The sequence below is a fragment of the Pseudomonas abyssi genome (assembly GCF_002307495.1).
Classification (GTDB): domain Bacteria; phylum Pseudomonadota; class Gammaproteobacteria; order Pseudomonadales; family Pseudomonadaceae; genus Halopseudomonas; species Halopseudomonas abyssi.
On record NZ_NTMR01000016.1, the window covers coordinates 124,920 to 139,153 of the forward strand.

Annotated in this window: 12 protein-coding genes; 3 read left to right on the forward strand and 9 right to left on the reverse strand. The window is 63.7% G+C overall.

All coding sequences use genetic code 11. The annotated features are described in order from the left end of the window. Positions 1 to 268: 268 nt before the first annotated feature. The 7 genes from CNQ84_RS13035 to CNQ84_RS13065 form a co-directional block, all read right to left on the reverse strand. Positions 269 to 643 (reverse strand): YbaN family protein, encoded by a 375-nt coding sequence (locus CNQ84_RS13035; protein ID WP_245841381.1) that lies wholly within the window; start codon positions 641 to 643, stop codon positions 269 to 271. A 5-nt stretch (positions 644 to 648) separates the two neighbouring features. Continuing rightward, the gene (locus CNQ84_RS13040) at positions 649 to 1,275 is read right to left on the reverse strand and encodes a biliverdin-producing heme oxygenase (protein WP_096005292.1); all 627 of its coding nucleotides are present in this window, start codon (positions 1,273 to 1,275) and stop codon (positions 649 to 651) included. Between the two features lie 128 nt (positions 1,276 to 1,403). After that, on the reverse strand, positions 1,404 to 2,873 hold the full coding sequence (locus CNQ84_RS13045) for a surface lipoprotein assembly modifier (RefSeq protein WP_096005293.1): 1,470 nt from the start codon (positions 2,871 to 2,873) through the stop codon (positions 1,404 to 1,406). A gap of 119 nt (positions 2,874 to 2,992) precedes the next feature. Next, complete coding sequence (locus tag CNQ84_RS13050) at positions 2,993 to 3,733, reverse strand: Slam-dependent surface lipoprotein (RefSeq protein ID WP_096005294.1); 741 nt, start codon at positions 3,731 to 3,733, stop codon at positions 2,993 to 2,995. 99 nt (positions 3,734 to 3,832) lie between these two features. Further along, positions 3,833 to 6,883 carry a TonB-dependent receptor gene (locus CNQ84_RS13055; RefSeq protein WP_096005295.1) on the reverse strand — a complete coding sequence of 1,017 codons (3,051 nt, stop codon included), beginning with the start codon at positions 6,881 to 6,883 and terminating at the stop codon, positions 3,833 to 3,835. A gap of 136 nt (positions 6,884 to 7,019) precedes the next feature. Next, the gene (locus tag CNQ84_RS13060) at positions 7,020 to 7,961 is read right to left on the reverse strand and encodes a FecR domain-containing protein (protein WP_096005296.1); all 942 of its coding nucleotides are present in this window, start codon (positions 7,959 to 7,961) and stop codon (positions 7,020 to 7,022) included. Beyond that, complete coding sequence (locus CNQ84_RS13065) at positions 7,958 to 8,476, reverse strand: sigma-70 family RNA polymerase sigma factor (protein WP_096005297.1); 519 nt, start codon at positions 8,474 to 8,476, stop codon at positions 7,958 to 7,960. Before CNQ84_RS13065 ends, CNQ84_RS13060 begins: the two co-directional genes overlap by 4 nt. Positions 8,477 to 8,723: 247 nt before the next feature. Between CNQ84_RS13065 and CNQ84_RS13070 the strand changes: the two genes are divergently transcribed. From CNQ84_RS13070 to CNQ84_RS13080, 3 genes are all read left to right on the forward strand, one after another. Next, positions 8,724 to 9,269 carry an RNA polymerase sigma factor gene (locus CNQ84_RS13070; protein WP_096005298.1) on the forward strand — a complete coding sequence of 182 codons (546 nt, stop codon included), beginning with the start codon at positions 8,724 to 8,726 and terminating at the stop codon, positions 9,267 to 9,269. Further along, on the forward strand, positions 9,259 to 10,236 hold the full coding sequence (locus tag CNQ84_RS13075; RefSeq protein WP_165771291.1) for a FecR family protein: 978 nt from the start codon (positions 9,259 to 9,261) through the stop codon (positions 10,234 to 10,236). The genes CNQ84_RS13070 and CNQ84_RS13075 overlap by 11 nt, the downstream gene beginning before the upstream one ends. Before the next feature lie 89 nt (positions 10,237 to 10,325). Then, a complete protein-coding gene (locus CNQ84_RS13080) occupies positions 10,326 to 12,848 on the forward strand; it encodes a TonB-dependent receptor (protein ID WP_096005300.1) in 2,523 nt (840 codons plus the stop codon). Here CNQ84_RS13080 and CNQ84_RS13085 read toward each other — a convergent pair. Next, positions 12,845 to 13,324 (reverse strand): pilin, encoded by a 480-nt coding sequence (locus tag CNQ84_RS13085; protein WP_096005301.1) that lies wholly within the window; start codon positions 13,322 to 13,324, stop codon positions 12,845 to 12,847. The genes CNQ84_RS13080 and CNQ84_RS13085 overlap by 4 nt on opposite strands. Further along, the gene (locus CNQ84_RS13090; RefSeq protein ID WP_096005302.1) at positions 13,321 to 14,160 is read right to left on the reverse strand and encodes a hypothetical protein; all 840 of its coding nucleotides are present in this window, start codon (positions 14,158 to 14,160) and stop codon (positions 13,321 to 13,323) included. Before CNQ84_RS13090 ends, CNQ84_RS13085 begins: the two co-directional genes overlap by 4 nt. Positions 14,161 to 14,234: the final 74 nt, after the last annotated feature.

The window sequence follows — 14,234 nt, forward strand, 5'->3', positions numbered from 1 at the left end:
AGCTGTCGCTGTTGCAACCACTCAGGGTGAAGGCAATCGCTGCGGCCAGGGCAATGCGGACGGACAGGGTGCCCGTCCCTTCAGAATAAGGCAGTTGATTCTCGCTTGGCTGGTGGTGGTCGCCTCGCGTGCGAGGCGGTCGGACCGGCGCCCTGGGGCGCTGGCGTGGAGAGCCGAGCTTAGGTGAGAATGATGACTTTTCTGTTTCACGCCAACGCTGAATGGATGCGTGTAATGGCCGTTCTAGAGCGCTTCCTGGGGGCGGCTGTCACAACTGCGGGTAGCGCGGTTCCGGCCGGCTGCACAGCCACAGCAGCACCAGACACATGCTGCTGGGCACCAGCCATTGCACCCAGGGGCTGGGCGCGCTCAGGCAGATCAGCGGCATGCTGATAAACATGCTCACGCCGGCCAGCCATTTGGCCCTGCGCGGAATGGCACGCTCGCTCTGCCACTGACGCAGCGGCGGGCCGAAGCGCGGGTGGTTGAGCAACCACTCGGCCAGCGGTGGCCAGCCCTTGCCCGCAGCCCACACGGCCAGCAGCATGAACACCGTGGTGGGCATACCGGGCAGCACCGCGCCAATCAATCCCAGACCGACAAAAGCCAGTGCCAGCAGGCGCCAGCAAAGCCGCAGCAGCATGGCGCTTAGACGGCGGCGGCGGGCTGTTGGCCGGCCAGCAGTTCTTCTACCGAGGCGCGGACAAAGGCAAAGGCATCACGCGCGCCCTTGACCGCCTCGGCCCGCTGCTCAGCTGACAGCGGCAGCGCATCCAGCGCGGCCTTGAACTGGCGCCAATGCAGCCCGCGGCCATCGGTGTGGCCGACCAGATGGCGCGCGCCAAAGGTCTCCGACAGGCCCAGTTGCTCGCGGGCATGCTTGAGCAGGAAGGCGGCGCCCAGGGTCGAACCCTCGTGGGTATACAGCCAGCCCAGCGCCTCGGCAGTGCTGCCCGGGTGCACGCCATTGCCCACCTCGGCATCGGCCTGCTGCTGCGCCTGGCTGATATCAAAGTCGGCGCAGTCCAGCTGGATCGCCTCCAGACGGTTGCGTTCGGCCAGATCGGGCAGCAGCGCCTGCAGCTCGGGGTTCTGGTACAGCGGCGCGGTGGCATGATGCAGACGCAGCTGCATGCGCAGGAAGCAGGCAAAACGTTCACGACTGGAGAACGGCGCCAGCGCCATGATGCGCTGATCCAGGCTCTCGTGGGTCGAGGTGGTTTGTTCTTTCAGGTAGCTGCTCAGGGGCAATGCGCTGCTGTCTGCCGTGGTCATGGCGGGTCCTTGCTTGGGGAGTCTGATCGGGTTGGGGCGGGGCGCGATAAAAAGCGCACGCCAATATCTACTTAACGAATGAGCACCCCCAATCCCGTAATGCTCGAGGTAAAAAAAACCAGCTGAGGCTAAAACAGCTTCTCCATGCGCAGGCTGAGCTGCGTGCGTTGATAGGAGTAGAGCCAGTCGACGTTGCTGCGCACGCGCGTGTGTTTCAGCGTCAGGTTGGGGGTAAAGCCCAGCAGTGCCCAACGGGGTGCACTGACAATCAGCGTGTGGCTGGACTCGTCATCGCGGCGGCGGCTGCCGAGCAGCGCGTTGAAGTCGTTGTATTCGCGGTGGCGCAAGCTGCTAAACAGGCTGGTACGCAGGCCGCTCTGCAGGGTCATTGAGGCGCCCAGCCTGACACCGCTTTGCAGATAGCCGTAGGCGCTTTCTGCGGTACGCCGCTCACTCAGGTCCAGCCCGCCAAACAGCGTCCAGCGTGGCGAAAGCTGGTGCCAGGCGGTGAAGTAAAGCGCGCTGTTGCCGCCGTTATTGTAGCGATACACCTGCTCGCGGTAGCGCAGGTCGCGGTAGTTGGCCTCCAGCTTGAACGCGCTGCGCTGGCTCAGGGTGTGCAGCCACTCGGCCCGGGCACCCCAGGCTGAGTACATGGCCTCGTTGCCGACCCGGTTGGCCTCGAAGCTCGGCGCCAGGCTGTAGTGATTACGCGCGTCGCGGTAGCTGTAGCCCAGGTTGGTGATCAGCGTGCTCTCGTTGTACTCGCTGTGGTTCTGATAGCTGTAGCCGTACAGCAAAGCGCGGGCGTAAACGCCGTGATGGCCGCTGAGGGCGACGCGGCGATTAAGCGTGGCCTCGTAATCCAGGCCGCTGGCGCTGATCGCTTCGGGCAGGGTGCGGCGCACGATGCAGGTGCCGCTGCCGGCACTGAGCAGGCAGGTGTCGCTCTCGGAGCTTTGGTTGAGGTTGTCGCTCCAGGTCGCGCCGAGGTTGATGGAGCCCTGCCAACGTTGGCGCTGATCCAGTGCGGCAAGAAAACGGCCGACGCTGGTGCGCACGCCCTCTGCGCGCGGATCATCAGTTGGAAGCCGTGCTCGTATCTGCTGAAACAGGGCCTGGGCTGCGCGGTCCTGCTGATCTTCGAACAGCACCCTCGCCAGTTCCAGCTGGCCGGGCAGAAACTCGGGCTGCAGTGTCAGCAATTGGCGAAAGTGCGCCTCGGCCTGGGTAAACTCGCCGCGCACGCGGGCCAGCATGCCGTCGGCGTAGGCGAGCAGCATGGGGTCGGCGTCGGGCAGGGCGCGGTAGCGCTGCAAAAAAGCGCTGGCGGCCTGCCATTGTTGATGGCCGAGCGACAGGTAGAGCGCGCGGCCGAGATCGTTGGCGTTGTTGCCGATGGCGAGGGTTTCGCCATTGAGGGTAATGCTGGGCTGCTCATCCAACTCGCCCTCCAGCAGCTGTTGCTCCTTAACGCTGGCGTTGCCTTCAATGCGCTGGTTGAGCCGCAGGTTGGTGTCTTCATCGGCGGCCTGCAGCGCAGCGCTGGCGAGCAGCAGGAGCAGGGCGGGAATTACAAGAAAATAGTGGCGGAGCATAGAAACTCTTGCGTAGCTGGCCGTGTTGCGCGGCCGGAACGGGCAAGGCCGAAGCCACCTCTGCAGCGGTGACTCCGGCCCGGATCAGCATCTGCCATGGCCGTGGCAGGCAAGCGCGATTAGTCTTTGGTGCCGCCGAAGGCGGTGTCGTAGTCGCGGTTGCTGAAGGTGGCGATACCGGCCAGGGCGGCGGCGTTGCTGCCGAAGAAGTGGCCGGTCAAGGTGCCGCCAGTCTCCAGCTCGCCGACGGCGTCATAGGCTACAGCGCTGCCGGAAATGGCTGCGCCGCTGATGCTGCCGTCTACTTCAATGCCGAAGTTGGCGTTCTCGACATAGCCGTCCAGTTCATTGGTGCCGAAGTTAACGTCAAAGCTGCCGCTCATCAGGTTGCTGCCGGAATAATCGTTGACGCCGGTCACGCTGTAGCTGGCGGTGCCGCTGGTGGGCACGCTGGTGCCGGTGTCGTCGCCGACGTAGTAGACGGTGCGGCTGCTGTCGCCAGTGGTACCGGTTTGTGACCACTCGCCAAAGTAGACATTGGCGTTGCTGACCTTGGCAAAGTTGAAGACGCCCATGCCGCTGTGGTCAGGCTCGTCCACGTCAATCGGTGCACTCAGGGTGTATACCCCGTTGCTTTGGCTGCTGTAGGCGCTCAGGCCGGCAAAGTCGACTGTATTGGTCACGCCGGTGGTGTAAATACCAATCCCCGGGAGGCCCGCGGTATGGGGCCCGGCACCGACGATGGACTCATCAACTTCTACGTAGGTATCGTCGCTTTCTGCACCGATAACGGCAGCCTGCGACAGGGCGCTGACACTCAACAGGCTGGTGGCCAGAACAGACAGATAAATCGCTTTCATGTGAATCACCTTATGTTTGATGTGTGAGTTGTACTGCGCTTGCTTGGGTGTTGCGGTTACGGGTCTATGGGGTGGTGCACCTCCTGGTTGTGGGGTGAATCAGAACTGCGCCGTGAGGCTCAGTTTCAGCGCGCGGCCGGGGGCCGCGACGGCGGAACGGGTGGTTGGGTCGATGTAGTACTCGTCGGTCAGGTTGCTGCCGACCAGCTCCAGGGTGATGTCGTCTCTGGGCCGAAAGCTGACGTAGGCGTCGTAGGTGGTCACGCTGCCCCAGGACAGTGGCAGGTTGTAAATGGCGAGCTTGTTGGTCTCTGCGTTGGCCTTGTAATCGTCCAGGTCGCTGTTTTCGTGTTTGCTGTAGTAGGTGACGCGGCTGCCGAGTTCGAGCTTGTCGTTGAATAGCCGGCCGCCAATATTGAGGTTGGCCGAATAACGCGGAATGGCGTGGGAGATCAGATAGCCACCCATAAAACCGTTCTCCACGCAGTCGGGTACCGAGCCAAAGCGTGGGTCGGCCAGCACCGCGGAGTTCTTGTCGCAGACTTCGTTTTCCAGGTTCCAGGCCAGGCTGAAGTCGCCAAACAGGCCGCCGTTGTCGTAGCGGGTTTGCAGCTCGATGCCACGCAGGGTTTGCTGATCAATGTTGTAGAACATGAAGTTGGTGCTGCGCTCGATCACGTCTTTGGTGCGGTGCTGGTAGTAGGCCAGCTTGAAGTCGGCGTAGCGTTCGGCGTTGAGCAGACCGGTGAGGTTGTGTACGTAGCCGATCTCGTAGTTGAACGCGTGCTCGGGTTTGAGGGTGTAAAACGGGTTGAGCGAGGCAGAAAAGCCTATGGTGCTCTCGAACATGCTGGGATAACGCACAGCCTCGCTGTAGCGCAGGTAGACGCGGCTGTCATCGGTCAGGCGCAGGGCGGCCGAGGCGACCGGGGTCCAGTCGTGTCCGCGGCGGGTTTTGACGGGGGTGGCGATGGTGCTGACGGTGCCGGTGCTGATGGTGCAGTTGCCGGTCAGGTTGTCGATGTCGTCAAGGCTGCCGTTCAGGCAGGCATTGTTCTCGCGGCTGTAGCGGCCCTCACTATCCGGTAACCATTCCTGAGTGTGAGTCTCGGTGTAGGTGGTGTTGGCTCGCGCCGAGGCTTCCGATTGCGCGATGCCAGCAGCAAGCTGCTCGGGCGTACACCCCCGGCGTTCACAACGGCTAATGGTTCTAGCGATGCTTGATTGCACATTGGCTTCAATTTGCTCGGTGGTGTAGTTATGAATGGTTCGATAGGTGGCGGTGCGGCTGGTGATGGCCGTGCCGGTAAGCATATTGCCCGCCGCCTGCTGCTCGGCCAGAAAGTCATCCTTGGCCCAGTGGGATGAGTAGCGGGCGCCCAGATCCAGGGTAAGAAAATCGGTGGGGCGCCAGTCGAAGTTGAAGTTGAACTCGCTCTCGGCGCGCCGACCGGCACGCGGGAACATCCGCCAGCCATCTTCCACGCCGCCGTACTCATCACCGGAGCGCAGCTTCTCGTGCTGGTAGCTGCCGCCCAGGGTCAGGTCCAGGCTGTTGGCCAACGCCAGCTGGTTGCTCATGGTAATGCCCACGCGGTTCTGATCGGCATTGGCCACGGCGGTATTGCGCAGCACCGGGTCTGCCCAGGTGGCGTAGTTGGGAAAGCCGCCGGCGCTGTAGGTGTCGCTCTCGGTACGCGTGGTCCAGAGGTTGGCGTACAGGTCGATCCAGCGGTTGTCCGGGTTGAACTCGTATTCGAGGTTGTAGGCTTTGGCATCCACATGGCTGAGCGGCCATTGCACGGCGCCCTTGTCGTCGGCGTTGGCCAGCCGGGTAGGCAGGATTTCGCCATAGAGCATGTCGGTGTCGCGGTAACCGAAGGTCAGGCTGTGGTCGTCGTCGAACTTCCAGCGCGCTTTGAACAGCCAGGATTCCATCTTGCTGGAGGTGTTGGGCACTTCGTCACCGGGGTGAAAGTCCAGCGCCAGGCTTTGCGAGTATTCCTGGGTGCGCTCACCGGTATCCGGCTGTGAGTAGAAGCCGGCGCCGTTCTTGCCGGAGAAGTAGTTGCCGTGCTCGCGAAAGGCGTACGCGCCGAGCAGCTCGAAGCGTTCCTGCCGGGTGCCGAGCGCCAGCCGGTAGGCGTGATCGTTGCCCGACAGCAGTTTGTCGTCGCTGCTGGTCTTGAGGTTGACGCGCAGGGTCGGGTCGCTGCTGGGCACGCTCGGGTTCGCCGGGAAGCCTGGAACGTCGTAGTAATTTTCACCGGTGTGCAGCTGCGGGATGCGCGGGTTGACGGTGTTGTTGCCGGCCTCCAGTTTCAGCTCACCGCCAAAACGCTCGCCCTCGGCCAGGATGTCATCCACGTCGATGGTGCTGGCGACCACGGCGCCGCCCACCGAGCTGTTGACGTTGCGCTCGATGTTCGGGCCCTTGATCACCTTGATACCGCCGATCAGGTTGGGGTCGATGTAGCTGCGGTTGGAGGCACCGTTGTAACCGCGCCAGACCGACATCGCCTGTTCGGTGCCGTCGATGGTCAGCGGCACCCGGCCCGGGCCCTGAATGCCACGAATGTTCGGGTCCAGGCCGCCGCTGTTGCGGGCGTCGCCGGTGTAGACGTTGAGCATGCCCTTGAACAGGTCAGCCGGGTTGGCGCCCTTGTAGCGCTCGATCTGTTCCTTGCCGGAGTAAACGCTGGAGATGTTGTCGTCGTAGACGCTGTCGTGGCCGGCTTCATCGCGGCCGTATAGCTGATCGGCGTTGGTCTGGATGGTCAGCGGCGCGAGCGACAGGCTGTCCGGCTCGCTGCCCAGCGGGTACAGCTGCCAGGCGCCGTCGCTCTGCTGGCGGGCGCTCAGGCCACTGTTGGCGAGCAACTGCTGCAAGCCCTGGTCGACGCTGAAACTGCCCTGCAGACCGGCACTCTGGCGGCTTTGGGTGAGGGCGGCATCCAGGTACAGCTCGATGCCGGCGTCTAGCGCAAAGCGGTTGAGCACCTGATCGAGGCTGCCGGCGGGAATATCGAAATACTGCGTGGCCTCGCTTTGCGCCGCGCTCGGCAGGCTGAGGGTCAGGGCGCTTAAACCCAGGCCCAGGTGCAGGGCGAGGGCGAGTGGGGCGTGGCGAAAGGCGAAACCGCGTGGCATGACTATTCCTGTCTCGTGTTATCGGTGTTGGCTGTATTGCCCTGTACACCGAGCGAGCAGGTCAAAGCCTCAATGCAAATGCGAAATATTTTTATTTGATGGGTGTTGGGGGCTGTTTCTGCGGCCAGGCAAGCGCTCAGGCCGGCTCGACACTCACCCAGTAGCGGCTGATGTAGCGCAGCTTGACCGGCAGTATTGTCGGCAGGCGGGCCAGGGTTGCGTGGGTGTCCTTGAGGGAGAACACGCCGGTCAGGTGCAGGTCGGCGAGCCCGGGAGCAACGCGCAGCACGCCCGGGTGATAGCGCGCCAGCTCGCTGACAAACTGCGGCAGGCTCTGTCGCTCGGCGACCAGGCGCCCGGTGGTCCAGGCCAACTGATTCGGGTTGGCCGCTTGGGTGGGCGCAATGCCCTGCCCTGAGAAGCGCACTGCTTTGCCGGCGCTCAGGGTGACGCTGCTTTGTTGCTGCTGCAGTTGCAGATCCGCGCTGCCGGCGAGCACCGTCAGCAGGCTGTCTTCGGCATCTTGGCGCAGGCACAGGCGACTGTTACGCGCGGTTATGCGCGCATCACGGCAATCCAGCTGCAGCGGCCATGCGTGCGCTGGGCTGTCGATCAGCAACTCACCCAGCAGCAGTTGCACCTGGTGGCCGCTGGCGTTGCTGTGCAGGTTGAGGCTGGTGGCGGTGTTGAGTTGCAGCCGGGTGCCGTCGTCCAGGCGCAGGCTGCGCATCTCGCCGGTGCCGGTGCGCTGATCGGCCAACAGCGGTTGCCACTGCCGGCGCGTGCCAACGCCCGCCAGGCTGGCGCTGCCGCCGAGCAGGCCAGCCAAAGCGAGCAACTGGCGACGGGACAGCCCACGTCGAACGCCGAGAATGCGCCGGCCTGATGCTGCCGGCACCGCGTCGAACTGATTCTGCAGCTGCTGCAGTTGTTGCCAGGCGTACTCGTGTGCCGGATCGCCCTGACGCCAACGGGCGCAGGCGGCGATGTCTTCCTCGGTGGCGTCGTCAGACCACAGCCGCGCCTGCCATTGAGTTGCCTCACGGATCTGCTCGGGTGAGAGCATCGGCACGCTCACAGGGTCTGCTCCAGGGCCACCATCAGGCAGTGCTGCAGTGCCCGGGCGATGTACTTCTCGACCGATGACACCGAGACCCCAAGCTGCTCGGCAATCTCGCGGTAGCCCATGCCGTCGAGCCGGTGCATCAGCAGGGCCCGGCTGACGTTGATCGGCAGGCCGCGCAGCAGGCGGTCAATCAGCGCCAGTGCTTCGACGGCCTGGGCTTGCGCCTCTGGTGAGGGGTGGCTCGCCTCGGGCTGGCTGGCCAGCTCGTCCAGGTAGGCCTGCTCCACTCGCCGCCGCCGGTACAGGTCGATCACCAGCCCTTTGGCGATGCGCGTAAGGTAGCCGCGTGAGTGCGCATGCTCCGGCAGACGCCCGCGGGTGAGCAGTCGCAGGTAGGTGTCCTGCAGCAGGTCCGCAGCGCTGTGCGAGCAGCCCAGACGGCGCTGCAAAAAACCGGAGAGCCAGCTGTGATGGTCGCGGTAGAGCTGCTCCAATTGCTGCTGCTGGGCGGGAGAACGCGTGGTCATGGCGTCAGTCCTTGGCATTAGACATGCGCTTAATGAGAATCGTTATTATTTATGCTGCGACAGCAGGCCGATCATGTCAATCCTGCGGTGAAGCAATCGAGAGTTGACAGCAGGCCTGCGCAGATTGAGATAATGATAATAATTCCCATATAAGGATCATTCTGATCCTGGGCGCCGTGCGCGATCTGTCGCGCGTTGTCAGAGGCTGTTGCCGTGCTGTTCCCTTCCCTGTCCCTGGCATTGCGCCATGGATGACCTTTCCAGATTGCCAGGTGCCGCGCAGCTCAGTGGCTTGCGCCTTGAGGTGCGGCGTTTTCTCGGCAAGCGACTGCACAGCAGTGCCGATGCCGATGACCTGGCGCAGGACGCCTTTGTGCGCTGGCTGGGCAGCGCCGAAGCGGATCAGCCGATGCCGCCGCGGCCGCTGCTGTTCAGTATCGCCCGCAACCTGCTGACCGATCACTGGCGGCGCCAGCAGGTGCGCAGTGGCAGCGGTCTGGTTGAACTGGACGAGGCCGCAGCCGAGGCCGACGACGCCCTGCAAACGGAGGGTCCCTTGCAGCAGATTGAACAGCAGCAACGCTTGCACTTGTTGGCCAGCGCGTTGGAAGATCTGCCCCCAAAACGCAAGCAGGCCTTTGTCCTGCACAAGTTCGACGGCCTGTCGCAGGCCGCTGTGGCCGAGCGCATGGGGATATCCTTGAGCATGGTAGAAAAGCACATTGCCAGCGCCATGCTGCACTGCCGCCGCCATGCTCTGGCGCGCCGCAAGGGAGGCAGTGATGACCATTGAGCAGGGAATGGCCGAGATTGATGAGCAGGCTGCGCTCTGGTTTAGCCGACGCAACAGTGGCCGCCTGAACGCGGTGGACGAGGCCGAGTTTGCCGCCTGGCTGGCGCGCAGTGAACAGCATGCCCAGGCCTATGCCGACATGCAGCTGTTGTGGGATGACTGCGACCAGCTGGCGCGCCCGCACGTACCGGCGGCTGAGCCGGCGCCAGTAACGCCGCTGGCGCCGCGCCGGCGCGCGCCCACAGCCTGGCTGGCGCTGGCCGCCACCGTGCTGTTGGCGGTGGGTGGGCTGATGGGCTATCAGTGGCGCCAGTTGCCGCAGCTGGAACTTAGCGCCAGCGCCGGCCAGCATGAGCTACGCCAGCTGCAACTGGCGGACGGCAGCGAGCTGACGCTGAACCTGGGCTCCACGGTGCAGGTGCGTTACTACCGCGACCGGCGCGAGGTCAGCCTGATTGCTGGCGAGGCCTACTTCTCGGTGGCGCCAGATGCCGAGAGGCCGTTTCGGGTTGATGCCGGCGCTGGCCAGGTTGAGGTGGTTGGCACGCGGTTCACCGTGCGCCGCAGCCTGGCAACGCTGGCGGTGGCCGTCGAGCAGGGCTACGTTGCAGTGCAGCCGGGGCGCGACGGGCTGGCCTTGCAGCAACTGCAACCGGGCGACAGTCTGGAGATCGACTATCAGCAGGGTGCGCTGCGGCGCAGTCAGGTTCCGACTGCTGAGGTGGGTAGCTGGCGCTATGGGTTGCTGGTCTTTCGCGACCGCCCGTTGGGTGAACTGGCGCAGGAGCTGAGCCGCTACCGTGGGCGCCCTGTGCAGCTGGACGGCGCCGGGCTGGCCGCGCGCCGGTTGTCCGGGAGCCTGGATATTCACCAGCCCGAGCGCTTTGTGCAGGCGTTGCCGCAGTTGCTGCCGGTGGAGCTGATCGAGCAGGCGGATGGCGTCATGCTGTTGCGCGAACGTAAATGAAAATTTTTTTCATTTGAGAGGTGGGGGTTTGCCCGACTGCTGCGTTCTCTGGGGTGTTACCACTCGGCGTACAGCCCAAGGAGAGCGCAATGAAGCCCCGCCACCCCCGTTCCGCCCTGTCCCGTCTGACCCTGTCCTTGCTGGCCGCCGCCAGTTTGCAGGCGCAGGCTGCCAGCCTTGACCTGAACCTGCCAGCGCAGCCACTGGCTGCCTCGCTGACCAGCCTGGCGCAGGCCGGGCAGCTGCAGATTCTGTTCGATGAGGCGCAGATGCGAGGCTTGAGCGCGCCGGCGGTGGATGGCCGCTATGAGCCCGAGGCGGCGTTGCAGCTGTTGCTGCAAGGCTCCAACCTGGAGCTGGTGCCGGTTGATCAGGGCTTTGTCATTCGCCCGCGCCCGCGGACATCGGGCAGTGACAACGGCATCACCCTGCAAACCCTGACCGTGGTGGGCGATGGCCTGGAGGTCAACTCCGCCAACATCGGTCGCTCAACCCTGGGCCGGCGCGAGATCGAGCGCCAGCAGGCCAACAACATTCCCAGCCTGCTGCAGACCCTGCCGGGTGTGACCATGGGTGGCTCGGCCAAGCCGGGTGGGCAGACGGTGAATATCTGGGGTCTGGGCGACGCCGAGGACGTACCCTTCACCCTGGATGGTGCCAGCAAGAGCGGCTTTGAGCGCTATCAGCAGGGCACCATCTTTATCGAGCCCGAGCTGATCGAACGCGTTGAAGTGGAGAAGGGCCCCTACTCGGCGTTCACCGGTAACGGCGGCTTTGGCGGTACCGTGCACATGGAAACCCGCGATGCCACCGACATGCTCAAGCCGGGCCGCAACAGCGGCGCCTTTGTGAAGTACGGCTATCAGAGCAACGACCAGCAGCGCAGCTATACCGGCGCCCTGTTCGGCCGCACCGACGATGGCCTGTTCGACGGCCTGCTGTACCTCAATCACCGCGACAGTGATGACATCAAACTGGCCGGACACATCGATCAGGGCGAAGGCTACTTGTACCCCGAGCGCTACCCCTACACCGCGCAAAATCAGGATGCGGTGCTGTTCAAGGGCAACTTCAACCCGAGCCCCGAACACAGCTTTGGCCTGACCTACAGCCGCAGCAAGCTGGACCTGCGCAGCCCCTTTAGCGCCGTAACCTTTCTGGTGCCGAGCAAGTGGTCGATTGATCGCTACGGCAGCCTGGAGGCGGCCATGCACCGGCTGCTGTCCAACCGCGAGCTGATCGACACCACCTGGTCCGGCAAGTACCACTACCAGCCGCTGAACAACCCGCTGGTGGACCTGGAGATCAGCTACTCGCTGTCGGACACCGACCAGACCGACACCCGTGATGATGACGCCAGCTACAGCTCTTCCACCGGCGGCAAATACATCAACACCCAGTACCGCGACAAGGTGTTTGAGGTGCGTAACACCAGTCTGTTCGACAGCGGCGCGCTGGCCCACGAGCTGACCGCCGGTATCCAGTGGCGGCTGCACACCCGTGACGTGCTGATGTACCTGCCGACCTTTGCCAGCAACCCGGATTACAACTTTGGCTGGTATCAGCCGCAGTTCATGCCGGCCGGTGAACAGGAGGCCCGCAGCCTGTTCCTGCAGGATGCGATTACCCTCGGCGATGTCACCATCACCCCGTCGCTGCGCTATGACCATGTCACCAATCGCGGCAAGCGCAACCTGGCCGTGCGCTACAACAACCCGGACATGAACCACGATTACCGCTCGGTCACCTACACCGGTTGGTCACCACGTTTGTCGGTGTTCTGGCGGGTCAACCCGACCCTGGGCCTGTTCGTCGATTACGCCAAAACCTGGCGTGCGCCGGTGCTGGATGAGCAGTACGAAGTGCAGAGCAGCTCCACGCTCAGCGGCAGCAGCCGTGATCTGGATGCCGAACAGATGCGTGGTGTGCGCGGCGGGGCGGTGGTCAGCCTGCCGGACCTGATCAGCCAGGGCGACAACCTGCAGGTGCGTGCAACGCTGTTCCGTCACCGCATCAGCGACGAGATCTTCAAATTTCGCTCCATCGCCTGCCAGGCGCAGGCCGAGAATGGCGGCAGCATCAGCGATAACTGTGGCGACCTGCTGCCCCTGTCCAACTACCGCAACCTGGACGGCCTGACCATTCGCGGCGCAGAGATCGAGAGCTACTACGACAGCCAGCGGGTGTTTGCCAGCCTGTCCTACTCCTGGACCGAGGGCCGTCACGACGGCGCCTACAGCAACCCCTGGGGCCCCAATGTCTGGGCGCGCGATATTCCGCCGGTCAAATGGGTCGCCATGTTGGGTGTCAAGGTGCCGGAAATCGACGTGCAGCTGGGCTGGCAGGGTGAGTTTGTGCGCAAGAGCGATCGCCAGCCCTCGGATCGCTACGACGGCAGTGGCGAGCGCTACTGGGATAGCTTTGATAACGGCAGTTACGACGTCCACCGCGTGTTTGCCGATTGGTCACCTCGCACTGGTCAGCTGGCCGACCTCAGCGTCAAGCTGACCGTGGACAACATCTTCAACCGCTTCTACCGTCCGGCGATGTCCGGTGACAACGCCTACTCACAAGGCCGTAACGCCAAGTTCAGCGTCAGCTACGCGTTCTAGCCACGGCACGCCGCTGGCAGAAACTCGCGGTCCAGATCCGTCTTGTTGGCGCCGCGGGTTTCCATGCCGGTAACCGGTTCGTCATAGCCGCACAGCCAGGCAATCGGGCTGGTCGGGCTGCCGGTCACCACCGCCGGGCGAAAGGTCAGCGTTTTACCCTGCAGCGGCTGGGAGGCCTTGTTGCCCAGGGTGACGTGAATGGCGCCCGACTCGACGACCACACCGGTGATGCGGTTGCCGATCAGCTGCTGCGGCGCAGGCATACCCGCCGCGGCGTTGTCGGCAGGAAAGGCCAGGCGCTGCTCGTAGTAGTCGTTGATACGGCTTTTGAGCGAGCCGGCCATGCTCACGGCCTCGGTAATCTCGCTGCGCTGGATGTAGGTCTGGTAGGAGGGCAGAGCGATGGACGCCAAAATGCCGATGATGGCGCACACCACCATCAGCTCGATCAGGGTAAAACCTCGGTTGTGCTTCATATCGCCTCTCCCAGGCTGAAGATGGGTGCATAGGCACTGGTCAGGAACATCATCACCGCCACGATCACGACCACCGCGACCAGCGTTGTCAGGGCTTTGAGCTGTTTTTCGCAGGCCTGCAAAAAGCCCTGCATCTGCACCTCGGTCAGGGCCTGTATCTCAATGGCCAGGTCCATTCCGCGGTCTTCAACCTGCTGCAGGTGACGCAGCACCGGGCTGTGCTCTGGCACGGCGTGGCGGTCAAGCGTCGGGTATTGCAGGGCGTCGACCATCTGGCGGTAGGCGTGGCGGCAACTGGGCAACACCAGCAGGCGGCAGGCCAGGCTGTCCTGCGCGCTGACCTTGAACTGGAACAGCCTACGCATTTGCAGCGCACTCAGCAGCGCCAGCAAAATCAGCAGTGAGATGGCCAGAATGAACAGGCTCCAGTAGGTCTGGTACAGCGACAGGTAGGCGGGGGGTGTTACCCCGAGATTGTCCAGTACGTTGCTGAACGTGGGGGTGACCTTGAGCTGGTAGATGCCAGCGACCAGATAGAACACAAAGGTAACGTAGGCGAGGTAGGCCAGCGCGCGCTTGAACTTCACCGGGGCTTCCAGCTGCCGGCCCAGGTTGAGTCGCTGGTAGGTTTTCAGCGCGCATTCGGCGCGCTCGGAGTCGGTCATGCCGGCAAGCCGCGTCAGCAGCTGCGCGGGCCAGCTGTCGGCCTTTGGCGCCGGCCCGTAGAGCGAGCAGGCCTGTTCGGACTGCGCCTGCTCAAGCCGCGCCGCGAGGCTGGCGCCGCTACTGTCGTTGCCTGCCTGGCGGCAGATATAGCCAAATCTGTCCCACGTCATGTGCGCTGTGCTCTCCCTGCTCCGACTGACCAGCCCGCGGGGTCAGCGGGCTGCGGCGCAACAATCGCACACTC